Genomic DNA, 23956 nt, shown 5'->3' on the forward strand with positions numbered 1-23956 from the left:
GGGGCGGCGCGCCGCGCCCCCCCCGGCCGGGCGCCCGCCGCCGCCGGGCGGGCGCGCGCGGGGGTGGGGGGGGGGGGGGGGGGGGGGCGCCGCCCCCCCCCCCCCCCCCCCCCCCCCCCCCACCGGGGGTGGATCGGTGGGGCGGTGGATCAGAGGGCCCGGTCGCGGGTCTCCACTAGCGCCGCGGTGCAGACCAGGCTCACGAGGCCGATTCCGGCCAGCATGATCCCGATCGCGATACCGCCGTAGGAGGCGGCGAGCGGTGCGGCGATCATCGGCGGGATGGCGCCGCCGAGGACACCGGCGAAGTTGTAGCCCAGACCGGCACCGGTGTAGCGGTAGCGGGTCGCGAACATCTCGGGCAGCAGTGCTCCGCACGGCCCGTAGGCGATACCGAAGATCGCGAGGGTGATCATCATTCCGAGCACGAACGCAATCGGTGAGCCGGTGTCGAGGAGCGGGAACAACACCAGTGCCCAGACCACGGAGAAGGCGCACGAGACCATGATGACCTTCTTGCGCCCGAAGCGGTCGGAATACAGCGCGGACAGCACGATCGCGAGACCGAAGACGAGCGACGAGGCGATGCCCACCACCAGGACGAACGGCCGGTCGAATCCCAGCTCGGACGTCGCGTAGCTGGTCAGGTAGGCCGTGCCCATGTAGAAGAAGGCGAACATGATGGCCAGCGCGCCGCCGGCAAGGAAGATCTCCTTGGCCTGGTAGCGCAACGCGTCGAGGAAGGGCAGCCGGCGCGGGGCCTCGATCTCGGCGGCCGGGGCACTACGGCGGGCTTCCTGCTCCGCACGAAAGACAGGAGTCTCTTCGATGGCGAGGCGCATGTAGAGGCCGATGCCGACGAGAACGATGCTGAGCAGGAACGGGATCCGCCAGCCGTAGTTCAGGAAGGCGTCGTTGGTGTCGCCGAGGGCGAGACCGGTGAACAGGAAGGTTCCGCTCGACAGGGCGAATGCGATGGCGGGACCGAGCTGCGGGAACATCGCGTACAGACCGCGTTGGCCTGGTGGCGCGTATTCGGCGGTGAGCAGGGTCGCACCGGCCCACTCACCGCCCACTGCGAAGCCCTGGGCGAATCGCAGCAGCACGAGGATGATCGGGGCGGCGACACCGATGGTCTCGGCGCCGGGCAGAAGGCCGATGAGCAGGGTGGAGATACCCATCAGCAGCAGCGTGGAGATCAGCGTCTTCTTGCGTCCGATGCGATCGCCGAAGTGCCCGAACAGCATTGCGCCCACGGGGCGGGCGATGAAGGCGACGGCGAAGGTCGCGAAGGAGGCGACGGTACCTGCGGTCGATCCGAGCGCGGGGAAGAAGACCGTCGGGAAGACGAGCGCTGCGGCGGTGCCGTAGATGAAGAAGTCGTAGAACTCGATCGTCGTGCCCATGCAGCTGGCGACGGCGACGCGCCGGATACCGGGCCCTTCCTTCGAGGGGCCCGCGTGGCGGGGTGTGGATGGATCGGGACGCGAACGTCCCACCGGTCCGGCGACGGGGGGTTCGGCAGCCCCCGGGGTCGACACACTGGTCACGTGAGTCCTCCGTTGTCCGTTCGAACCGCGGGCGTGATCGCCTCGGCGGATGAACGAAACGTAGTGATGCCGGTCACCCCCGCACCACCCCCGAAAGGGGGGTAGAGGTGACCGGCATCACATAGTGCGCCGAACGAACGAAATTGTCAGCGGCCGGCGGCGCCCGCGATCTCCTGGCGCATCTCGCCCCACACGGAGGCGTAGGAGTCGATGTTGGCGGCCGTGGCCCACGCCAGCGAGCCGCCCTTGATCTTCTCCAGGGCCTCGGCGAACAGGTCCTGGTAGCGCGACAGGCGCGGCACGAACGCCGACACGTCGTCGAACAGACTCTGCGCCCGGCGGTCGAGGTCGATGAGGCCGTCGACGAATCCGTCGGCGTCCGCGTTCTCGAGGAGCGTGTTCAGCTCCTCGTCGAGCGGGAGGAACTGGTCGTAGAGCTCCGAGATCGAATCCTCGTCGATGGAGACCCGTTCGGCATCGAGCTGATCGTTCAGCTCGGAGGTGCCCTTGTCGGTGAGGCTGATGCCGCCGCCGTTCTCCGACGCCTTGCCCTGTTCGAGGAGCGCGGCCACCGCAGCCTGGCCGGCCGCCACCGACACACCGAGGTGCGCGGCGATCACCTCGGCAGTGACCTGCTTCTTCAGGCGCACCGTCTGCAGCAGTGCCAGTTCGTCCACGTTGCCTGCGAAGGCCATGCCCACTCCTCGTCGCACCCGCCGGGCGCCCACGTCGTCGTCCGGAATCCGGACGGATTCCGTCCCGATTCTGACGCACACCGGCAACCGGCAGGCGAGTCACCCTCCTCCCGATGGGATCACGCAGATGGGATCACGGGGACAGGCCGGGTACCGGGCACGCGTCGGCGGCCTCGGCGACCACGGTGGGCACATCGGACACGGCGGGCTCCACGCCGGCCTCCCGGTCCCGCCCGGTGAGTGGCCGGTGGGCTTCCAGGAGAGCCATTTCGTCGGAAGTGAACGCGCGCCCCCTGCTGAGGAACCGCACCCCCTCCGGACTCTCGAGACTGAACCCGGAGCCGCGCCCGGGCACCACGTCGAGGACGAGACAGGTGTGCTTCCACGCCTCGAACTGCGAACCGGAGATCCACACCGGCACGGCGTCCGCGCCGACCGGCGGATCGGAGCGGGTCTCCCCTGCCCCGAGGCGCAGGTCGAGGACTCCGAGGAGCACGTCGCAGTCGCCGACGACGAAATCGCCGTCGGGATAACACATCGGCGCGGAGCCGTCGCAGCATCCGCCGGACTGGTGCATCATGAGCGGTCCGTTGCGCTGCGCGAGGCGGCGCAGCAGGGCGACGGCATCGACGGTCGCCACGATTCGCGGGACGGTCACAGGCCTGCCTTTCCGTTGGGGTGCACGGTGTTCCGAGCGTATGGCAACGGCGCCTGCCACGTCGTGCGGACGTGACAGGCGCCGAAGTTCGGATCAGAAGAAGCCCTGTGCCTTGGGGGCGTAGGACACCAGGAGGTTCTTCGTCTGCTGGTAGTGGTCGAGCATCATGTGGTGGTTCTCGCGGCCGATGCCGGACTGCTTGTAACCACCGAAGGCCGCGTGCGCGGGGTACTGGTGGTAGGTGTTCGTCCACACCCGGCCGGCCTGGATGGCGCGACCGGCACGGTAGGCGACGCCACCGTCGCGGGACCACACACCGGCACCGAGACCGTAGAGGGTGTCGTTGGCGATCGAGATCGCATCGTCGAAATCGCTGAAGGACGTCACGGACACGACCGGGCCGAAGATCTCCTCCTGGAAGATGCGCATCTTGTTGTTGCCCTGGAAGATCGTCGGCTGCACGTAGTAGCCGCCCGAGAGGTCGCCGCCGAGATCGGCGCGCTCACCACCGGTGATGACCTTGGCACCCTCGCTCTTGCCGATCTCGATGTACGACAGGATCTTCTCGAGCTGGTCGTTCGAGGCCTGAGCGCCGATCATCGTGTCGGTGTCGAGCGGATCGCCCTGGCGGACGGCCTTGGTGCGGACCGCGGCGAGCGAGAGGAAGTCGTCGAAGATGTCCTGCTGGATCAGCGCACGCGACGGGCACGTGCACACCTCACCCTGGTTGAGGGCGAACATCGTGAAGCCTTCGAGCGCCTTGTCCTGGTAGTCGTCGTTCGCCGACAGCACGTCGGAGAAGAAGATGTTCGGGCTCTTGCCACCGAGTTCGAGGGTGACCGGGATCAGGTTCTGCGAGGCGTACTGCATGATCAGCCGGCCGGTGGTGGTCTCACCGGTGAACGCGATCTTGCGGATGCGCGGGCTCGACGCGAGCGGCTTGCCCGCCTCCACACCGAAACCGTTGACGATGTTGACCACGCCGGGCGGCAGCAGGTCGCCGATGATCGAGATCAGGTGCAGGATCGACGCCGGTGTCTGCTCGGCGGGCTTGAGGACCACCGCGTTGCCGGCGGCCAGGGCCGGCGCGAGCTTCCACACGGCCATGAGGATCGGGAAGTTCCACGGGATGATCTGGCCGACGACGCCGAGCGGCTCGTGGAAGTGGTAGGCGACCGTCTCGGAGTTGATCTCGGAGATCGAACCCTCCTGCGCGCGGATGGCTCCCGCGAAGTAGCGGAAGTGGTCGATCGCGAGCGGGATGTCGGCGTTGAGGGTCTCGCGGATGGGCTTGCCGTTGTCCCACGACTCGGCGAGGGCGATCGACTCGAGGTTCTCCTCGATGCGGTCGGCGATCTTGTTGAGGATCACCGCGCGTTCGGCGGGCGAGGTCTTCCCCCAGGCCGGCGCGGCGGCGTGGGCTGCGTCGAGCGCGAGTGCGATGTCTTCCTCGGTGCCGCGAGCGACCTCGGTGAACACCTCGCCGGTGACGGGGGTGACGTTCTCGAAGTACTCCCCCTTCACCGGGGGCACCCACTGGCCGCCGATCCAGTTGTCGTACCGGGACCGGAAGGACATGTGGGCGTCGGGCGAACCGGGGCGGGCGTACACGGTCATGTGCATCTCCTGCAGCGTCGAGCGGTCGGTATGTGATCCGAAACACTACGAACGCGAGGGTTGCAACTACGTTGCGAGCTGCCTGTCCAATCGGGTCAATGTGGCGTCGACCTGCGCGAAGCGGGGTGACCGGGGATCGATCGATGCCCGGTAGGCCGCCCAGGCGGTGATGTCCTCGCGGCCGTGGACGGACGCGGTCCATTGCGCGAGCAGATGCTCCTCGCCGCAGCGCAACAGCGCCGCCCGCACGCCCGAGCAGAGTTCGTCGCGGATCTCCTCGATGCCCGGCGCCACCGATCCGGGCAGGATCTCCTCGGTACAGAGGCGGACCGCCGAGGCCACGTCGCCGCGGTCGAGTGCGCGGCGCACGTCCGCGACATCGGTGTCGAGCGTGGTGAGCAGCCGATAGGGCCGCGATCCGAGGTGTTCGGCCCCGAGCACCTTGCGCAGGCGCGACATCTCGGCGCGGATGGTCACCGAGTCGAGTTCGTTCTCGTCGAGCAGCATCGCGAGCCGGTCGGAGCTCAGGCCTTCGGGGTGATCGGCGAGGATCAGCAGGATCTCGGCGTGCCGGCGGGACAGGCCGACGCGTTCGCCTCCGCGGTGCAGGGCGGGCCGCCCGGCGCCGATCGTCTCGATGCGCGGCGTCGCCGACGGGAACAACGGGCGGCCGCTCAGGGCATGCAACCGCAGTTCGGCCTCCGCCGCCGCGACCGTCGCGCGGACGAGTTGCAGGACCTCGGGCGCGGCGACGCGGTGCCCACCGGTGATGTCGATGGCACCGAGGACCCGGCCGCTGGTGGGGTCGTGCACGGGAGCGGCCGAACAACTCCATTCGTGCACCGTGCGGTTGAAATGCTCGGCGCCGAAGATCTGCACCGAATGATCCACGGCGAGAGCCGTTCCCGGAGCGTTCGTGCCGACGCGGTCCTCGCTCCAGTCGGCCCCTTCGACGAAACTCATCGACAGGGCGCGGTCGCGCGCGGCATGATCGCCCTCGACCCACAGCAGCCGTCCCTGTCCGTCGGTGATGGCGACGAGCAGTCCACTGTCGTCGGCGTCCTCGACGAGGAGCTTGCGCACCACCGGGCGGATCAGCGACATGGGGTGGCCGGCGCGGTACTCCTCGAGGTCGTGCCCGGAGAGCAGTGCGGGTTGTTCGACGACGTCGGGATCGATGCCGCGCTGCAGGCTCCGGCTCCACGAGTCGCGGACCACCGAGCGCACCCCGTCGAGCCGATCCTTGCCGCGGGCGGAGACGAACGTGCCGTGCGCGCGCAGTACCGCACGTGCGTGCGCGGCCACGTCCGCTCCCGGGTCGAGTGCCACCCAGGGGTTGGTCGTCGCGATTCCACGATCCGTCATGTACCGGCGCCTCCTCCCCTGACACTGTAGTCGGGATCACACCGTGTGCGGCAGGGCATCCCTCGCGGTCGCGGCGACGCGGTGGGCGAGCATCACCGCGGTGGCGTGCGGCCCACGGCTGGGGACCTGCGGAAACACCGAGGTGTCGACGACGCTCAACCCCTCGATCCCGCGCACGCGGCACCACTCGTCGACCACGGCGTTCTCGTCGTCGCCCATCCGGCACGTGCCCGACAGGTGCAGGGACGTTCCGAGCCTGCCGCCGCGCGCGTCCACGCTGCCGGCCTCGACGACGCCGGTGGTCGCGGCGAGGAGGTCGGCGGCGAGCCGGACACCCTCCTCCAGAGCTTGCCGGTCGGCCGGGTCGGTCAGGTATCGATAGTCGAGCAGAGGTGGACGTCGCGGGTCACGTTCGTCGAGCACGATGCGTCCGCGACTGCGTGGGCGCGTCAGGACGACGCCGAGCACCGGATCGGCGACACCGCTGCCGGGGATCGCCGCACCGAATGCCGCGGTGTACGGGCGCAGTTCGAGGTTCTCGGTGTGCAGGACCGTCTCGAGCAGCAGCGTGTGCGACGGGAGGCCCGGGCGGAATCGGTACGGGACGGCGAACTCCGGATGGTCGGAGAAATCGCGGCCCACCCCGGGAAGGTCGTGCAGCGGATCGATGCCGAGCCGGCCCAGTTCGTCGGCCGGTCCGATCCCGGAGAGCATCAGCAGCTGCGGGGACCTCACTGCGCCTGCGGCGACGATCACGCATCCGGCCGAGATCGTTCGTGGTCCGTCGGGTCCGGCGATCTCGACACCCACCGCGCGACCGCCCGCCATCACGACTCGGGTCGCGCTCACCCCGCCGGCGACCGTCAGATTCGGCCGGTCCAGGACGGGTGCCAGGTACGCGAGGAACGGACCCACTCTCGTGCCGTCGCGCATGTTCGACGGAACCGCACCCACCCCGTCGGGTCCGGGAGCGTTGAGGTCGGCGACCGGTGCGAATCCCGCACTTTCGGAGGCGTCGACGAAGGCACGCGAGAGCGGATGCATCCGTTCGCGCGGCACCCTGGCGACCGGTATCGGGCCGGAACTTCCGTGCAGGTCGCCGGGGATATCCGTGTCGGTCTCGACGGCCCGGAAGGACGGCAGCACCTCCTCGTACGACCACGAGGCGGGCCACGACGCGAAGTCGTCCGGCCGCGCACGCACGAAGTACGCGCCGTTGACCGCGCCGGAGCCGCCGAGCACCCGGCCCCGCGTCACGGTCGCCTGGACGTCCGAGGTCAACCGTCCGGGAAAGTCCGCCGTCCACGGGCTCTCCGGACCAACCGGAAGGACGGCAGCGTCACGGATCTCGCGCGGAACAGCGGACGCCGACCCGAACGCCGTGCCCTCCTCGAGCAGCAGCACGGTGCGGTCCGGATCGTCGCTGAGCCCGGCGGCGAGAACGCAGCCACAACTTCCCCCGCCGACGATCACCACATCGGCGTGCGCCGGGATCATGTCACTTCCGGATGTCGGGTACGAGCGCGGCCGCCGTGCGGGCGTCGAGCGCACCCTTCCACAGCCCCGCGCCGTAGGCGAGGTCGTCGAGGCGCTTGTAGAGCAGGTACCGGACGGGATCGAGCCCGCCGCTCTCGCGGTGCGTCTTCCAGTCCCAGATGCCTTCGGCCACAGCACAAGCCAGAACCGCCCGCCGAACCTTGCGGGAGAACACCGCTGCGACGACCGTGACCGGCCAGTAGTGCCGGCACACCGCCGACGCCACCTGCCACAGACCACCGGCGAATCCCTGGGCGGTGAGCAGCGCGGCGATGCGGTCGGGCCGGTCGAGTCCGGAGAACATCCGCCGCAACCGCACGAAGGTGACCACCTGGGTCAGCACCGCTGCGATCACCCCGACGCGGGTGAAGGTCGCGATCGCGACGCACGCGAGGAGCGTCCAGATCGACATCACCATCGGTGGGACGGAACCCGGATGCCGCTCGGCGAGCGGAGCCGCACCGGTTCCGTAGAATGCCTTGCGCGTCAACCACGTCCGGAAGCGGGTGCGATGGTCGTGCGCGACCCGCGAGATGGGCTCGTACCGCAACCGCCACCCCGAGGTCTGCAGTCGCCGGCACAGATCGACGTCCTCGGCCACGTGCATCGTCTCGTCGAAACCACCGCAGGCGACGAGCGCGTCGCGACGGACGAGCAGCGCCGCGCTCGGCACGTACGAGACGGGACCACCCGCGACCACAGCGGATTCCCGGCTGCCGAGGTCGAGCGACGAGCGTGCGTGCTCGTACTTCGCGAGCGCGCTGCTGTCGGGTTCGAGGGCCACGATGCGCGGCGCGACGAGTGCGACCGCAGGATCGGTGAAGTGCCCCAGTGATCGTTCGAGCCAGCCCAGCTGCGGCACCACATCGGAATCGAGGAAGGCGACGAATTCCGTTGCCACCTGCTGCAATCCGGTGTTGCGGGCCGCCGCCGGCCCGCGTGCGGTCTCGTGCCGGATCACCCGGACGCGACCACGTTCCGGCGCCTCGACCGGTTTCTCGGAACCGTCGTCGACGACCACGACCTCGTGCCCTTCGACAGCGGCGAGCAGACGGGCGAGGCCGGACGGATTGTCCTTGACCGGGACGACGACGGTGACGGCGGAACTCGGCGGCAGCTTCGTCGGCCGGGGGTTTCCGATGCCCGAGTCGAGCAGGCGTCGCGCGACCGCGGCGCTCTGCGCGTCCACCACCTCGACGAAGTCCTCGTCGATCATCGCTACGGCGGCGGGGGCAAGTGTGAGCATGCGCGTGGGCGATCCTCCGACGAGGACGCGTCCTCCGGCGAAGCTGCGCACCCGCGCGTCGATGCGCACACCGAAACCGTCGGGGAGCCGGGTCGCCGAGGGCTGCGCCGCCTCCGGGGACGTCGCCTGTGGAGTGATCGCCCGACTCACCGAAGCCTTCCTTCCGTTCCCGGCTGCCACCGGGCGACCTGTGCACTCGCCCGCTCGACCAGACTCGCGAACAGGCGCGCGCCGAGTTCTGCGGTGGCCTCGGTGGGGTCTCCCAGCACTCCGTTCGCGGACACCGAGACGATACCGGCTTCGCGCAGTCGTGGCATCAGTGCTCCGATCGGTTCCGTTGCGCCGACCGCGGCCCGCGTCATGTCGACCGCCCCGGGCGCCAGGTGCAGCAGCAGACTCGTCTCGGTGACACCGGCGTGGGCATCGGATCCGGGCACCGCGCACGGAAGCCAGGCAGCGTCGCGGCCTTCGTATCGCAGGAGGCTCACCGCCTCGATCAGCGGATAGGCGTTGCCGCCGTGCCCGTTGACGAAGACGACCCGCTTCGCCCATCGGCACACCGACCTGCCGTATTCGACGATCAGCGCCTTCGTCACCTCGGCTCCGATCGAGACGGTGCCGGCGAAACCTTCGTGTTCCCCGCTGGCTCCGTAGGGCAGGGGTGGCGCGAGGACCACCTCGGGCAGCTCGGCGGCGACAGCAGTCGCGATCCGGGTGTCGGTGTCGAGGGGAAGGTGTGGGCCGTGTTGTTCGAACGCACCGATCGGGACGGCCACCGTCACCCGGTCGGGTTCGATGTCCGTCCAACAGGCGTCGGCGAGCTCCCGCATCACCGCTCCGATGCTAAGGGTTTCGCGGGCGTGCACGAAACCCGGAGGTCTCGGTGGGTCCGCCCGGACGCCGAGATCCGGTCGGTACGCTTTCCCGGTGCTGATCGAACCTCGTCCGCTGGACGATCCGGACGTGCAGGACCTCATCGGCGAGGTCCAACTCGAATACGTGCGGAGGTACGGCGGACCCGACGACACCGAACTGGCGCCGCACGAATTCGACCCTCCGCGCGGGGTGTTCCTCCTGGCGGTGGCCGACGGGGCTCCGGCCGGGATCGGCGGCTGGCGTACACCGGAGCATGCTCATCGAGGGGTGCGCGACGATGATGCCGAGATCAAGCGGATGTACGTGCGGGCGAGCATGCGGCGCCGCGGTGTGGCGGAACGGGTGCTGGGTGCGCTGGAGCGGACGGCGACCGATGCCGGTCGCCGTCGCATGATTCTCGAGACGGGCAGCGAGCAACCCGAGGCGATCGCGTTGTACGCGAAGGCCGGGTACGTACCGATGACGGAGCGCTTCGGGCTCTACGCGGAATCACCGACGGCGATGTACTACTGCAAGGAACTGCCCCCGATCCGTCTGGCGACCGACGACGACCTGCCGGTGCTGCAGGAGATCGAACGCGCTGCGGGTAAGCCCTTCGCCGAGATCGGGATGGAGTTCGTCGCCGACGACGATCCTCCGTCCGTCGAGGAGTTGCGCGCCCACCGGGACGCGGGTCGCTGCTGGGCGTGGTTCGACGAGCACGGACGAGCGGTCGCGTATCTCGTGGCCGACATCGTCGACGACGGCGTTCACATCGAGCAGGTGTCGGTGCATCCCGATCACGCGCGTCGCGGGATCGGCCGCGAGCTGATCGACCACGTCGCGGGGTGGGCGCGGGACGCCGGGTTCGGATCGCTGACGCTGACCACCTACCGCGACGTGCCGTGGAACGGCCCGTACTACGCGCGTCTCGGCTTCCGCACGGTCGCGGACGATGCCCTCTCCCCTGGTCTCACCCGGATCCGCGTGGAGGAACGGAAGCACGGCCTCGACCGTTGGCCGCGCATCGTCATGCGCCGCGGGCTGAAGACGTAAGAGCCAGGTCCCTGGCGGCCCGATCCCCCTCGACGATCGCGGCGTGCAGGCGGCGTGGCGTCACCGCGTCGCCCACACGGATCACTCTCGTGCCGGATGCCGAAAGCTCCTGCCACAGCTCGTCGACGGGATCCTGATGGGTGGCGACGACGACCGCGTCCACCGCGAGCGTCGCCGGTTCGCCGGTCGCGTGGTGGATCAGGGTGACCTCGGCGCCGTCCGGCAGGTCCACGACACCGCCGACGGCGACGCCGGTGAGTCGCTCGATCCGCTTGTCGTGGGCGCGGCGCAACCAGCCGTCGAGCTCGAGCGTCAGGCCGAGGTCCTGGCCCACGAGCATTCCCGGCGTGCACACCGTCACCGCACTCCCCCGGTCGGCCAGTAGTTCGGCGACCGAGGTCGCCTGGTGGAAACCGAGATCGTCGACGACGAGGACGCGGCCGGAGGGTGCGGTGCGACCGGTGAGCACGTCGCGCACGTCGCTCACCCGCGCCGACGAACCCGCCCAGGCGGGCCGGTGTGGGCGCGCACCCGTCGCGACGACCACGACGTCGGGCGCGAGCGCGTGCAGCGTCGCGGCATCGGCGGTCACACCGGTACGCACCTCCACTCCCCTGCGGCGGCACTCGGCGTCGAGGTGGGTCACCGCACCGAGCAGTTCGGCACGGTGCGGGGCTGCAGCCGCCTCACGGATCTGGCCGCCGGTGCACCGGTTCCGTTCGAGCAAGGTGACCGAATGTCCTTCTCCGGCAGCCGTTACCGCCGCCTGCAGGCCCGCGGGTCCGCCGCCGACGATGACGACCCGGTGCGGTACGGCGGGCGCGGCAGGAGCGTCGGATTCGTACCCGGCCTGGGGATTGACCGCGCACGCGATGGGACGGTTGAGCCCGACCCGTCCGATGCATTCCTGATTGCAGCCGATGCACGGCCGAATCTCGTCGTCGCGTCCGGAGAGGGTCTTGTTCGCGAACTCCGGGTCGGCGATCTGCGCGCGCACGGCGCCGACCAGATCGCATACTCCGTCGGCGAGCGCGGCACCGATCTGTTCGGGTCGGGTGAAGCGCCCGACCCCGACGACCGGCAGCGACACCGCCGCCCGGATCGCGTCGGGGACGAACAGGGAATAACCGTGCGGGGTGGACATCGGCGCTTCGACCAGATGCAACGTCTCGGTCGCGACGCCCACGGACGTGTTGAGGTAGTCGACGTCGCCGCTCGCCTCGAGCATCCGCGCGACCTGCACGGCGTCGTCGATACCGACACCGCCATCGGTGCCGTCGTGACCCGTCAGTCGCACGCCCACGACACGGTCGCGCCCGACGGCCGCCCGTACCGCGGACACGACCTCGAGCAGCAGACGGGCCCGCCCGGCGAGATCCCCGCCGTAGCGGTCCGTGCGACGGTTCGTCGCGGATGCGAGAAAAGCGCGCAGGACGGATGCCTGGGAGCACTGGATCTCGACACCGTCGAAGCCGCCCTCGGCACAGCGGCGGGCGACGTCGGCGTAGCCCGCGGCGAGTTCGGCGATGTCGGATTCCGTCATCACGCGTGGGACCTCGCGGAAGAGCGGGTCGGGTTCGGGGCTCGGCGCCCACAGCGGTTGCCCCGTGTACATCGAGGTGCCCTGCGCGCCGTTGTGGTTGAGCTGCGCAAGGATCCGCGTGCCGTGTCGGTGGACGGCGTCGGTGAGGCGGCGGTAACCGGTGACGATGTCCGGGTCCCAGCCCCGGATCAGTTTCTCGTAGGGCCGGTCCGAGGGGTGCACGGTGTGCTCCTCGGTGACGATCATCGACGCGCCGCCGCGTGCTCTGGCGTCGTAGTACGCGATGTGACGGTCGGTGACGGTGCCGTCGACCGAGAAGTTGGTCAAGTGCGCCGGGAAGACGATGCGGTTGCGCAGGCTGACCGGACCGATCCGCAACGACGCGTGCGGAACGGTGCCGGTCGCCGTGCGCGTCACCGTCAGACCTTCGAGTTGCCCTGGTCGATGGCCATCTGGCTGCCGGTGATCGTGGAGGCCCGATCGCTCGCGAGGAACAACACGGTCTCCGAGATGTCGTCGGGGTCGGCCGCAGGCTTCTCGGTGAGGATGGGGACGAAGTTCGGTCCCCACGACGGGTTCTTCTCGAACAGCTTCAGGACGCTGACGTCGGTGCCCATCGGGGTGTTCACGCCGTAGGGGTGGATGGAGTTGACCCGGATACGGTACGGGCCGAGTTCCTTCGCCGCTGCCTGCGTGATACCGACGAGGCCGAATTTCGCTGCCGCGTAGTTGATCTGGCCTGGCATCGCCTTGAGGCCCGCCACCGAGCTGACGACGATGATCGATCCGCCGTTACCGGCCTCGATCATCGCGGGGGCAGCGGCCTTGAGGGTCTTGAAGACACCGGTGAGGTTGATGTCGATCAGCTCTTCGAACTGGTCGTCGGGCATTTCCCAGAAGCGGTTCCAGCTGCAGATGCCGGCATTGGCGACCACCACGTCGAGTCGCCCGAACTGGGCGACGCCCTCGTCGACGACGGCCTTCAGTGCGGCACTGTCGCGCACGTCCGCGACACGGGCGAGGATCTTCCCGCCGGCCTCCTCCACGAGGCGGACCGTCTCGTGGAAGTCGTCCTCGGTGGCCTGCTCGTAGGTCACGTACTCCGATACCGGGGCCGCGATGTCGACGCCGATGACGGACGCGCCCTCACGCGCGAACCGGATGGCGTGGTTGCGGCCCTGCCCGCGCGCGATCCCGGTGATGAAGACGACCTTGCCGTCGAAATCTCCCATGTCAGCCCTTCCGTAGACCCAAATTAGAACGCGTTTCAGTGTGCCCCACGTTACAGCGCCGTGGCCACCCGGTATCCCTCTCGGACGGCCTCGCGCACGGTCCTCGGGGCCACCTGGTCGCCGATCGACCGCGATCCCGGCCACTCGGACACTTCCGCCGGTAACGAGGGTGCGCAGTCGACCAGGACAGCGTCCGCCACCGGCCTGGATTCCCCGGACACCCGGTCGACGAGCACGACGCCGTCGGCATCGACCGAACCGACCCGGCACCCGAGATGTCTCGCCACGCCCGCCCGCTGCATGCGGACGTCGAAGGCGACGAGGTCCCCCGTCGGCGCAAGTCGTGATCCGGCGACCGGGTCACCCGTCGCATAGTGGACCTCCGCGCCGCGCTCCACGAGACGGTCGACGACGGCACTCGCCACCGGACCACCCGTCGGATCCCACACGACCATCCGGGACGCAGGCAGCCGAATCCCCGACAGCACCTCCGCGGCGGTCGCGTACCGCTCGGGTTCGGTCACCGGAAAGGAGGGTGGACGTGGAAGCCCGCCGGTGGCCTGCACGACCTCCGTACCCGCGGCGAGCGCACTCTCGATGTCGGCAGCGCTCACTTCCGTGCCGATACGGATGTCGACGCCGGACTCCAGGCACTGCTGTTCGAGCCAGTCGACGAGCGCAGCGAAGTCGGGCCGGCCACCGCGCGAGACGGCGGCGATCGTCCCACCGACCCGTTCGTCCGCCTCGACCAGGACGACACGGTGACCGCGCGTCGCTGCCACGCGCGCTGCTTCCAGACCGGCGGGTCCGGCACCCACCACGAGTACGTCGCGTGCGGAGTCCACTGGTCCGGGAGAGTTCCGTGTCTCGTCGCCGGCCTCCGGGTTCGCGATGCACCCCACGATCGGGTTGTGGAAGTCGTCGACGAGGCACGCCTGGTTGCAGCGCACGCAGGGACGCGGCCGACGACCGCGACGGACGGCGACGACGAGGTCGGGGTCGGCGATCTGCGCGCGGGTCATCTCGACCAGGTCACACGCACCGTCGGAGAGGGCCCGCTGCGCGTGGCCGGCGTCGACGATGCTGCCCTGCAGAGCGATCGGGACCGATCCGGAGATCTCGTCCCGGATGCGGCGGCACAGGTCGTCGTTGAATCCGGCGGGGACATGCGCGTCGGGCCGATACGACTCGGGTGAGAACAATCCACCGCGCACCACGGTGAGCAGGTCGACCGATGATGCGATCGCGCGGACGTATCCGGCGGCGATGTCGGGTGTGATGCCCGCCCACGGCGCGTTCTCGTTGCACGAGAGTCTCAGTGCAACAATGTGATCCGGGCCGATTCGCGCGCGAACGGCGGCGATCGCCTCACGCAACAGCCGCAGGCGTTCGGTGCCGTATGCGTCGTCGCGACGGTTGGTCAGCCCGGAGAGGAACTGCCGCAGCAGCGAGGTCGGTCCGGCGTCGAGTTCCACTCCGTCGAGACCCGCTTCCGCGGCGACGACGGCAGCACGGGCGAAGGACTCGACGAGCTCGGCGATTTCACGCTCGGTCGCTTCGGCAGGCAGTTCGCGTGTCACCGGATCCGGCACGCGCGAGGGTGCCCACAGCGGTGCCCGGGTCCACGCGCTCGAACCCTGCAGGCCGCGATGACCGAGGCCGGCGAGCACGAGTGTGCCATGCGGACGGCAGGCCTCGACGATCCGCCGGTAGCCGTCCCCGCAGTACTCGGCCAGCGGCGCGCGTTCGTAAGGGTGGTCGGACGGGTGCACCGACGCCGTCTCCGTGACGACGATCCCGCACCCACCCTGCGCACGTCGCGCGTAGTATGCGACGTGACGGTCCGAGAACGACCGGCCGTCACCGAGATTGGTGACGTGCGGACCGAAGATCACCCTCGACGGAGCGGTGCGTCCGGCGAGGGTGATCGGTTCGGTGAGCGCGGGGCTCATGTCGTCGGTTCGGTCAGATGCCGAGGTCGCGGCGGAAGCCGTCCGGCACGAAGACGTCGTCGGGGGTGAGCTCGTGGATCGAGTTCTTGCCCAGACCCATGAGGGCGGAACCGATTCCGCCGGAAAGGATGTCGAGGACGTTCTCCACGCCTGCCTGACCGTTCGCGGCCAGACCCCACAGGTACGCGCGGCCGATGAGCACGGCCCTGGCGCCGAGCGCGATCGCCTTGACGACGTCGCTGCCGCGGCGGATACCGCCGTCGAGCAGCACCTCGACGTCCTTGCCCACCGCTTCGGCGATCGCCGGCAGGGCCCGGATCGGCGCCGGGGTGCCGTCGAGGTTGTTGCCACCGTGGTTGGATACCGAGATGGCGGTGACCCCGGCGTCGACGGCGCGCTTGGCGTCGTCGACGCGCATGACGCCCTTGAGCATGAACGGTGCATCGCCCCACTGCTCACGCAGCCACGCGACGTCCTCCCAGGTGGGCAGGGGCGTGGTCATCCACTCGCCGTAGGCGCCGAAGAAGGTCGGGGCCTGGCCGTCCGGCGGTGTGAGGTTGGGGGTGGTCAGATCCGGCACGGCACCGGTCTTCGCCCATTCGAGGAGCCACTTGGGCCGGGTGATGCCCTCGGGGGCGAACTTGACCATCGCCTCGAGGTTCATCCGCTCCGGGATGGCGGGGCTGCCCCAGTCTCGACCGTTGGAGAACGACCAGTCCAGGGTCATGATCAGACCCTTCGCGCCCGCAGCGCGGGCACGTTCCATGCGTTGGATCAGCGTGTCGCGGCTGCCGACCCAGTACATCTGGAAGAAGGTCTTGTCGTTGACCGCCGCGACTTCCTCGATGGACTTGCTCGCGAACGACGACAGACCCATCGCGGTGCCGCGGGCGGCGGCCGCGCGGGCCACGGCGACCTCACCGTCCGGGTGCACGGCCTGCACACCGGTCGGCGAGATCATCACAGGCAGGGACACATCCTGTCCCATGATGGTCGTAGACATCTCCCGCTTGTCCGACAGTCCCGCGACGTGCGGGGCGAACCCGAGTTCGCGGAAGGCGGTGGTGTTGTCGTCGGCCGTGATGCCGGCCTCGGATCCGGCGACGAGTGCGCCGTAGACGGACTTGGGCAGGCGTTTACGGGCGCGCTGCTGTGCGATTGCGACGGTCTCGAACCATGGGTCCTGGGCCCACGGATTCTTCAACCAGGAAGGCTTGGCCATCGTCGGTCGTCTCCTCGGAAGGTCTAGAGCCCTGCGAGCGGATTCTCGTCGCAGAACTTGGCGGGGGGCTTGGTGAGCAGGGTCAGCGGTACCGGTGCGGCCGGGGTGCGCCGTTCGGCGCGCTTGCCGGTGCGCGAGTGGTCGACGCTCGACTGCGGCACGGTGCGCTCGGCTTCGAGCGCGGACTGCCCGTAGCCCTGCACGCACTCGGGATCGGGTCCGTCCATCGGCAGGCCGGTGAAGAACTTCGCGGCCATACAGCCGCCGCGGCACGCGTCGAAGAAGTTGCACGAGCCGCACGCACCGGCGGACTGCGGTTCGCGCAGTTCGCGGAACAGCTCGGAGTTCTTCCACACCGACGCGAAACCACCGTCGGTGAGGATGTTTCCGGCGTGGAAGTTCTCGTGGATCGCGAACGGGCACGCGTAGACGTCGCCGACCGGGTCGATCAGGCACACCACGCGTCCCGCACCGCACAGGTTCAGTCCGGGCAGCGAGCCGCCGCCCTCGCCGCCGAAGGCGGACAGGTGGAAGAACGAGTCGCCGGTGAGCACGCCCTCGCCGTGGGCGACGAGCCAGTCGTAGAGCTGCCGCTGCTGCTCGTGGGTGGGATGCAGGTCGTCCCACACGTCCACGGCGCGGCCGGACGGGCGCAGTCGCGTGATGCGCAGGGTCGCGCCGTAACGGTCGGCGAGAGCCTTGAATTCGTCGAGCTGGTCGACATTCTGGCGGGTGACGACGACGGAGATCTTCGCGTCGCGGAAGCCCGCCTCGGACAGGTTCTCCAGGGCACGCACGGCCATCGCGAACGAACCCGGCCCGCGCACGGCGTCGTTGACCTCGGCGGTGGCGCCGTCGAGGGAGATCTGCACGTCGACATAGTCGGAGGCGGCCAGCCGGGCGGCGACCTTCTTGTCGATGCGCACACCGTTGGTCGAGAACTTCACGCCCACCTGGTGTTCGGTGGCGTAGTCGACGAGTTCCCAGAAATCGGATCGCACGGTGGGTTCGCCACCGCCGATGTTGACGTAGAAGACCTGCATGCGCTGCAGTTCGTCGATGATCGCCTTGCACTGTTCGGTCGACAGTTCACGCGGGTCGCGCTTGCCCGACGAGGACAGGCAGTGCACACATGAGAGGTTGCAGGCGTAGGTGAGCTCCCAGGTCAGGCAGATCGGGGCGTCGAGGCCCTTCTCGAACTGGTCGACGAGGCGACCGACCTTCGGTGGGGCGGAGGTTGTGGGCGGTTCGAGCAGCGAGGTCATGGGCTGGTCCTTACAGACGTCAGACAGGAACGATCATGTGCGAATCGGCCAGGGTGCCCAGGGCACGCACGTAGGGCCGCTCTGCGTTCTCGTCGATCCCGTGCGCTCGCAACGCGTCTCGCACCGACCCGTGGTCGCCGAGGGATCGGACGACGTCGACGATGACGGTGTTCTTCAGGAACGACAACTTGCGGGTGCCGAAGTGGTAGAGCAACGCCCCGAACGGCTCGGGGCGAAGCGCTACCTGCGGGTGGAGCCGCCAGCCGGCACCCGGATCGAACATCTCGGTGTCCGTTGCTGTCTCGGTGTCCATTGCCAGGGGGGACACGTCGGTGGCTCCGGGCGCGGTCATGTCAGTACACGCCGCACATGCCGTCGATGGAGACCTCTTCGACGAGGGACTCCTCGATCAGATCGGATTCGATCACGGCGTTGTCACGATCGGACATGTTTCCTCCTCGGTTTCTTCTCCTGGATCGGAGCCGGTCGTCACAGTGGGACTTGCGCTGTGAGACGGTTCACCACCGTAATGGCATCGAGTGCAGAATGTCACGCCTTCGGGAGGAAGAATGACGCGTAGTCGCGGGAAACCGTCCGCTCGGATAGGTCGCCGCCCGTCCACCTCGAAGGAGGAACTCGCCGCAATCGGCATCGAGCTGTTCATGGAGGCGGGCTTCGACGAGACGAGCATCGACGACATCGCCGAGGCGGCCGACATCGCGCGACGCACCTTCTTCCGCTACTTCCCGTCGAAGAACGAGGTGGCCTGGGGAAACTTCGACGAACACCTCGCCGGCATGCGCGCGAGCCTCGAAACGATCCCCGAGGACGTTCCGCTCTCGGAAGCGCTGACCACCGCCCTGCACGACTTCAACACCTTCCCCGACAGTGAGGCCGAACGACACCGCGCGCGGATGGGTCTCATCCTGCACACGCCCGCGCTGCAGGGCTATTCGTCGGTGATGTACCAGGGCTGGAGACGTGTCGTCGCCGAGTTCGTCGCCCGTCGCATCGGGGCCGATCCCGACGACCACATCCCCCGCACCGTCGGCTATCTGCTGCTCGGTGTCGCGATCTCCGCCTACGAGGCGTGGCTCGACGAACCCGGATCGGATCTGCACGACTTACTGGCCACCGGGATGGGGACACTGACGGCCGGACTCGACTACAGTGACCCGCACTCCCCTTCCACACCGCCCCCTTCCACACCTCCGAAAAAGGTTGCGAAACAATGACCCTGCTCGATTCGCTCGCTCCCTGCAGCCCGGGCCGGTGGACACACGATCACGTGACGGTCGAACGCGTACCCGCCGGGCCGCTGAACGTCCGGCGCGAGGACGACCGACTCCACGTCACGCATTCCCTCACGGCCGAGCAGATCAGCGAGCGACTCGTCGCCGAGGTCACCGCCTCGATCCAGGACATCGAGTTCGGTCAGGACGAGTTCGAGCTGACGATGGTGGGACTCGTCCGCTCCACGGTGCCCGGCGCCCTCGACTCGTGGGTCACCTACTACCGCAACTCGCTCGGCGAACTGCTCGACGGTACAGCCGATTTCGCGCCCATCCATAATCGGGCCGCCGAACTCGTGCGTGGGAGCGTGCTCGACCTGGGGTCGTGTTTCGGCTTCCTGCCGCTGCGGCTCGCCGCCGCCGGCACCACCGTCACCGCCACCGACATCCTGCCCGGCACGATGCGCCTGCTCGATGCGGTCGCACCGCGGCTCGGGCTGCACGTCGACACGCTCGTGTGCGACGCGGCGAACGTCCCGGTGCCCGACGGCAGCGCCGACACAGTCACCGCGATCCACCTGCTCGAGCACGTCGACGACGCCCTCGGTGCCACGATCCTCGCCGAGGCGCTGCGGATCGCCCGGCAGCGGGTGGTGGTCGCGGTGCCGTTCGAGGACGAGGCGACGGCCTGCCACGGACACGTGCGCACCTTCGACCTGCCCGCACTCGAGGAACTGGGCCGCAGTACGGGGCGTCCCTTCGAGGTGTTCGAACACCACGGTGGGTGGCTCGTCATCGGGTGATCCACCCGGGCCATCCGCCTGCCCGCCCATCCGTTTCCCGTCCGGCGACGAATACCCGGTATGTACGGAAGGAGGTGGCGTGATGGACCACATCGTCGAGAGCCACTTCGGCTGGACGACTCGTCGCGTCGTCCTTCCCCACCCCGGCGCATCGCGGGACATGTCGTGCGGAGTGGTGACGGACTGTCGGCCGCTCCCCGAGCGACCGGACGTGCGGCTGCTCGTCTTCCACGACGATGCGGACGACTCCGACTACGACGCCGTGGCGATTGGAAAGACCGAGGGCGCGAACGACATTCCGGTACTGACCACCGTCGAGGAGTGTCTGCTCGTCACCGCGACCCGGCCCGGTTCCGGTCCCGCGATCGTGCTCGCCGCGCCGCCGGGTGAGGACGAGGGCCGACGGGTCCGGGAGATCACCCGGCAGCTTCTCCGAGGCGGACCGCTACTGCGCCTGATCCTGTATACCGGCGCACTGTCGGTACTCGTGCCATTGCACTCGCCTGCTCCGACCGGACGCTGACGCGGTGTGGACGTCGGGTCCGTACCCGCCAGTCCCCCGTCGCCGTATTTGCGGACGCGGCCACGCTCGTCGCGGACACCGAACGCGAAACCGTTGGCCGTCGCCGCGTGGCTCGACGACTGGGGTGCGGCCTACAGCAGCAAGCTCACCGCGCAGAGCTGAGCCGCGGAAGGGGCCAGGCGGTCAGATCAGCCCCTGCTTGCTGGCGGCGTAGACCGCCTCGGCCCGGCGGCTCACCCCGAGCTTGCGCATGATGTTGCTGACGTGAAACTTCACGGTGGTGGCCGAGATGAAAAGCTGCTCACCGATCTTCACGTTCGACATGCCGGCGGCGAGAAGCTTCAGCACCTCGAGTTCCCGGCCGGTCAACTGTTCGGCGGATGTGCCCTGCCCGTTGAGCGAACGCACGACCGCCGCCGCGCTGCGCGAGTCGAAGGCGCTCTCACCGCGAGAGACCGCCCGGATGGCGCGCACCAGTTCGGTGGTGTCGACGTCCTTGACGACGTAACCACGCGCGCCCGCGTGCACCGCCCGCACGACGAGTTGTTCGTCGAGGAAGGTGGTGAGCACGAGCAGACCGATGCCCGGGTGCGCCGAGGACAGCCGCCCGCACAATCCCAGTCCCTCGAAGTCCGACCCGGCCGAGAGCTTGAGATCGAGCAGCACGATGTCGGGGCGCATGCGGTCGACGAGCGCGAGCGCCTCCACGTCCGTCGAGGCCTCCCCCACCACTTCGAGATCCGGTTCGCGATCGAGGATCGAGCGGAGTCCCTGGCGGAGGATCGCGTGGTCGTCGACGAGTGCGATGCGCACCGTGCCGGGCCGCGCCCGCGGGGTCATCCGAGGCGGCGTGACGGTCATGACGGTTCTCCCACCTGTTGAGCTACAGCATTGTCCTGCAACGGGATACGGGCCGCGATTCGCACTCCACCGAACCGGGAACGACGCACCTCGAGGGTGCCACCGAGTTCGCGGGCGCGGGCCTGCATGTTCGCGAGACCGCGATGGCTCCCGTCGAGGTCGTTGGCGGCGAGTCGCAGCATCACCCGCAGACGCGCCGGGTCGCCGTCGCCGTCGTCAGCGACCGACAGCAGGACCGCATCGCGTCCATAACTGAGCCGCAGCACCACGCGACTCGCGTTGGCGTGCACCGCCGCGTTGAACAACGCTTCGCCGGCGATCCGGAGCAGGGCGTGCTCGGCCTCGCCGCTCAACTCGACCGGTGTGCCACCCATTCTCGTCTTGACCTCGAGTTCGCCCGGCATGTGGGCCACGCTGAGCTGTTCGAGCATCTCCGGCAACGACATCCGTTCGGAATCGGACGGCCGGTTCAGCGCGTAGATCGCGGATCGCAACTGCTCGACGGCACCGCGGGTGAGTTCCTTGGCGAGGTCGAGTCGTTCGCTGCGTTCGGCGTCGGGAATGTCGCTGCGGCACACCTCGATCTGCATGCCCGCCGAGAGCACGGCCTGCGTGACGCTGTCGTGGAGCTCGCGCGCGATGCGGTGGCGTTCCTCGTCGAGCGCCTGGTTCCGGTGGGCGACGCCCAGCTGCCGCTGCGTGAGAGCGAGTTTCTTCAGGGTCGCTTCGAGTTCCTCGTTGCGTGCCTGCAGATCGGCGGCGGAGCGGTTCGCTTCGCGGTAGGCCTGTTCGGCGCGTTCGAGCAGGAGTTGCCCGCGCTGGTAGAGCGCGGAGTTCTGCAGCGCGACCGCGGTCTGGCTGGCCAGGATCGACAGGACGGCGCGGTCGGTCGTGTCGAGGACGCGGTGGTCCGGCGTCCACGCGGCGATGGCGCCGGCGACTCCCCCGTCGAGGACGATGGGCACGAACGCATGGTGCTTCTCGACCAGCTCGCGTCGTTCGACGGCACCGGTGCGCACGGCGTCGAGCAGGGCCACGACCTCGTCGGGAAGGGGCGGCCCCTCGACGTTGTCGACGAGGAAGGGGGTGGCGTCGGGACCGAGCACGAGCCTGCGCGGCCCGGCATCGGGCAGGACACCGTCGGCGAGCGCGAAGGCCACCCACGTCGCGCTCAGGTGCGCGCGGGCGGCTTCGGCGACGGCGCAGATAAGCGTCTCGGGCCCCTCGACCGTGCGCACCAATGCCCGGGAGATCAGTTCGAGTGCGTGGACGACGCGTTCGAGCCGTTCGGCGGCGCCGCGGTACTGCGGATAGAAGGTCGACTTCCCGGAGCGGAGTCCGGTCAGTGCCGACAGGTCGGGAGCACTCACAGCGCCGTCCGGAACAACTCGATCATCTGGTCGCGGGTCGCGGTGCGCGGATTCGTCGACATGCACGCGTCGCGCAGTGCTCCCTCGGCGAGTCGCGGCAGGTCTTCCTCCCGCACGCCGAGTTGGCGCAGTCCGCGCGGCACGCCCACCTGACGGGCGAGGGCGTCGATGCGCGACGCGACGGCATCGACGGCCTCGGGCGCGGCACCGCGCGCCTCCTCCAGACCGAGGGTCGCGGCGACCTGGACGAACGGCTCGGGATCGTCGGCACCGTTGAACCGGATGACGTGCGGCAGCAGCACGCCGTTGATGACCCCGTGCGGCAGGTCGAGCAGACCGCCGACCTGATGGCTCATCGCGTGGGCTGCACCGAGGATGGCGTTGGTGAACGCGAGTCCGGCCTCGAGACTGGCCTGGGCCATGGTGGCGCGAGCGGGCATGTAGGTCGGGTCGTCGATCGTGCGCACGAGCGTGCCGGTGACCATGCCGACCGCCCGCAGTGCGTGATGGTCGGTGAGGGGGTTGTGGGCGCGGGAGACGAACGCCTCGATGCCGTGGGTGAGGGCGTCGAGTCCGGTGGCGGCGTTGAGGTCGTCGGGCATGGTGGTGAGCAGTCGCGGATCGATCACCGTGAGGTCGGGGACGAGCGACCGGCCGATGATGGTGATCTTGCTGCCGCGCGCGGTGTCGGTGACCACGCAGAACTGGGAGACGTCGGCTCCCGTCCCGGACGTCGACGGCACCATGACCATCGGCGGGATGGGCAACGGCGCTCGGTCGACGCCCTCGTAGTCGAGGATGTTGCCGCCATTGGCGGCGAGGATCGCGACGCCCTTCGCGGCGTCGATCACCGAGCCACCGCCCAGCGCGACGAGGACGTCGCAGCCCCGCGACCGGTACACCTCGTGGCCGGTCGCGACCTCGTGGTCCTTGGGATTGGGGGTGAGACCGGCCCACACGGTGGCGTCGACCCCCTGATCACGCAGGTGCTGCAGGAGTTCGTCGACCCAGCCGGCTTCGATCAGTCCCGGGTCGGTGACGAGCATGGGGCGGACACCGCCGAGCCGGACGGCGGCGTGGGCCGCTTCGACGAGCGAGCCCTCCCCGAAGACGATCTCGGGGGCGTGGAACTTGACCAGGGCCGGCCCCGAAGCGGGGTGGTCGTCCCGAGGGGGCGCGGAAGCACGGGGATGGGTCGTGTTCTGGTGTCCCGGCATGACGACGGCCACTGTTCACTCCTGACGATCCGCACGATCCGCGCACCTGTGTGATCCAGCTTACGGTGCGCGGGTTGTCGGGCGGAGCGGGCACGGGACGCACCGGACCGATGGTGAGGTCGGCACCTATTCGACAGGGTAGGTCACGGGCGTCGATC

At 69.2% G+C, this 23956-nt stretch carries 22 protein-coding genes; 4 read left to right on the forward strand and 18 right to left on the reverse strand.

What is annotated here, in order from left to right; all coding sequences use genetic code 11:
- Positions 1–149: 149 nt before the first annotated feature.
- From A5767_RS06475 to mftE, 8 genes are all read right to left on the reverse strand, one after another.
- Positions 150–1550 carry an MFS transporter gene (locus A5767_RS06475; protein WP_006553529.1) on the reverse strand — a complete coding sequence of 467 codons (1401 nt, stop codon included), beginning with the start codon at positions 1548–1550 and terminating at the stop codon, positions 150–152.
- 146 nt (positions 1551–1696) lie between these two features.
- Positions 1697–2245, reverse strand: a complete 549-nt coding sequence (locus tag A5767_RS06480; protein ID WP_006553530.1) for a hypothetical protein — start codon at positions 2243–2245, stop codon at positions 1697–1699.
- 133 nt (positions 2246–2378) lie between these two features.
- Entirely contained in the window at positions 2379–2903 is a 525-nt protein-coding gene (locus tag A5767_RS06485; protein WP_006553531.1) for a DUF779 domain-containing protein, read from the reverse strand.
- A 93-nt stretch (positions 2904–2996) separates the two neighbouring features.
- Complete coding sequence (gene adh, locus A5767_RS06490; protein ID WP_064851985.1) at positions 2997–4520, reverse strand: aldehyde dehydrogenase; 1524 nt, start codon at positions 4518–4520, stop codon at positions 2997–2999.
- 66 nt (positions 4521–4586) lie between these two features.
- The gene (locus tag A5767_RS06495; protein ID WP_024101641.1) at positions 4587–5885 is read right to left on the reverse strand and encodes a helix-turn-helix domain-containing protein; all 1299 of its coding nucleotides are present in this window, start codon (positions 5883–5885) and stop codon (positions 4587–4589) included.
- Between the two features lie 36 nt (positions 5886–5921).
- The gene (gene mftG / locus A5767_RS06500) at positions 5922–7382 is read right to left on the reverse strand and encodes a mycofactocin dehydrogenase MftG (protein WP_064851953.1); all 1461 of its coding nucleotides are present in this window, start codon (positions 7380–7382) and stop codon (positions 5922–5924) included.
- A gap of 1 nt (position 7383) precedes the next feature.
- Positions 7384–8817 carry a mycofactocin biosynthesis glycosyltransferase MftF gene (mftF, locus tag A5767_RS06505; protein ID WP_024101643.1) on the reverse strand — a complete coding sequence of 478 codons (1434 nt, stop codon included), beginning with the start codon at positions 8815–8817 and terminating at the stop codon, positions 7384–7386.
- Positions 8814–9497: a mycofactocin biosynthesis peptidyl-dipeptidase MftE gene (gene mftE / locus A5767_RS06510; RefSeq protein ID WP_019291273.1), complete on the reverse strand. Its 684-nt coding sequence runs from the start codon at positions 9495–9497 to the stop codon at positions 8814–8816. The genes mftF and mftE overlap by 4 nt, the downstream gene beginning before the upstream one ends.
- 97 nt (positions 9498–9594) lie before the next feature.
- On the opposite strand from mftE, the gene A5767_RS22520 reads away from it, so the two are divergent.
- A complete protein-coding gene (locus tag A5767_RS22520) occupies positions 9595–10578 on the forward strand; it encodes a GNAT family N-acetyltransferase (RefSeq protein WP_082937619.1) in 984 nt (327 codons plus the stop codon).
- Here the strand turns inward: A5767_RS22520 and A5767_RS06520 are convergent.
- The 7 genes from A5767_RS06520 to mftA are packed head-to-tail and all read right to left on the reverse strand — an operon-like array spanning position 10553 to position 18241.
- The gene (locus A5767_RS06520; RefSeq protein WP_156665135.1) at positions 10553–12538 is read right to left on the reverse strand and encodes a mycofactocin system FadH/OYE family oxidoreductase 2; all 1986 of its coding nucleotides are present in this window, start codon (positions 12536–12538) and stop codon (positions 10553–10555) included. The genes A5767_RS22520 and A5767_RS06520 overlap by 26 nt on opposite strands.
- A 2-nt stretch (positions 12539–12540) precedes the next feature.
- On the reverse strand, positions 12541–13353 hold the full coding sequence (locus A5767_RS06525) for a mycofactocin-coupled SDR family oxidoreductase (RefSeq protein WP_024101647.1): 813 nt from the start codon (positions 13351–13353) through the stop codon (positions 12541–12543).
- A gap of 50 nt (positions 13354–13403) precedes the next feature.
- Complete coding sequence (locus A5767_RS06530; RefSeq protein WP_064851954.1) at positions 13404–15305, reverse strand: mycofactocin system FadH/OYE family oxidoreductase 1; 1902 nt, start codon at positions 15303–15305, stop codon at positions 13404–13406.
- 13 nt (positions 15306–15318) lie between these two features.
- The gene (gene mftD, locus A5767_RS06535) at positions 15319–16527 is read right to left on the reverse strand and encodes a pre-mycofactocin synthase MftD (RefSeq protein WP_006553543.1); all 1209 of its coding nucleotides are present in this window, start codon (positions 16525–16527) and stop codon (positions 15319–15321) included.
- 23 nt (positions 16528–16550) lie between these two features.
- Complete coding sequence (gene mftC / locus A5767_RS06540; RefSeq protein WP_019291268.1) at positions 16551–17792, reverse strand: mycofactocin radical SAM maturase; 1242 nt, start codon at positions 17790–17792, stop codon at positions 16551–16553.
- A gap of 19 nt (positions 17793–17811) precedes the next feature.
- A complete protein-coding gene (mftB, locus tag A5767_RS06545) occupies positions 17812–18105 on the reverse strand; it encodes a mycofactocin biosynthesis chaperone MftB (protein ID WP_006553545.1) in 294 nt (97 codons plus the stop codon).
- Between the two features lie 40 nt (positions 18106–18145).
- On the reverse strand, positions 18146–18241 hold the full coding sequence (gene mftA / locus A5767_RS06550; RefSeq protein ID WP_006553546.1) for a mycofactocin precursor MftA: 96 nt from the start codon (positions 18239–18241) through the stop codon (positions 18146–18148).
- Between the two features lie 120 nt (positions 18242–18361).
- Here mftA and mftR point away from each other — a divergent pair, with 120 nt between their 5' ends.
- From mftR to A5767_RS06565, 3 genes are all read left to right on the forward strand, one after another.
- The gene (gene mftR / locus A5767_RS06555) at positions 18362–19027 is read left to right on the forward strand and encodes a mycofactocin system transcriptional regulator (protein WP_064851955.1); all 666 of its coding nucleotides are present in this window, start codon (positions 18362–18364) and stop codon (positions 19025–19027) included.
- Positions 19024–19827 carry a mycofactocin oligosaccharide methyltransferase MftM gene (gene mftM, locus A5767_RS06560; protein ID WP_006553548.1) on the forward strand — a complete coding sequence of 268 codons (804 nt, stop codon included), beginning with the start codon at positions 19024–19026 and terminating at the stop codon, positions 19825–19827. The genes mftR and mftM overlap by 4 nt, the downstream gene beginning before the upstream one ends.
- 82 nt (positions 19828–19909) lie before the next feature.
- Positions 19910–20350 (forward strand): hypothetical protein, encoded by a 441-nt coding sequence (locus A5767_RS06565; protein ID WP_064060468.1) that lies wholly within the window; start codon positions 19910–19912, stop codon positions 20348–20350.
- Between the two features lie 183 nt (positions 20351–20533).
- Here A5767_RS06565 and A5767_RS06570 read toward each other — a convergent pair whose 3' ends face one another.
- Genes A5767_RS06570 through A5767_RS06580 form a run of 3 tightly spaced genes read right to left on the reverse strand, consistent with a single transcriptional unit; the run spans position 20534 to position 23810 of the window.
- Positions 20534–21211 (reverse strand): MadR family response regulator transcription factor, encoded by a 678-nt coding sequence (locus A5767_RS06570; RefSeq protein WP_006553550.1) that lies wholly within the window; start codon positions 21209–21211, stop codon positions 20534–20536.
- Positions 21208–22581: a MadS family sensor histidine kinase gene (locus tag A5767_RS06575; RefSeq protein ID WP_064851956.1), complete on the reverse strand. Its 1374-nt coding sequence runs from the start codon at positions 22579–22581 to the stop codon at positions 21208–21210. Before A5767_RS06575 ends, A5767_RS06570 begins: the two co-directional genes overlap by 4 nt.
- Entirely contained in the window at positions 22578–23810 is a 1233-nt protein-coding gene (locus A5767_RS06580) for an iron-containing alcohol dehydrogenase (RefSeq protein WP_024101652.1), read from the reverse strand. The genes A5767_RS06575 and A5767_RS06580 overlap by 4 nt, the downstream gene beginning before the upstream one ends.
- Positions 23811–23956: the final 146 nt, after the last annotated feature.

The organism is Rhodococcus sp. 852002-51564_SCH6189132-a, from assembly GCF_001665495.1.
Lineage (GTDB): Bacteria > Actinomycetota > Actinomycetes > Mycobacteriales > Mycobacteriaceae > Rhodococcus > Rhodococcus pyridinivorans.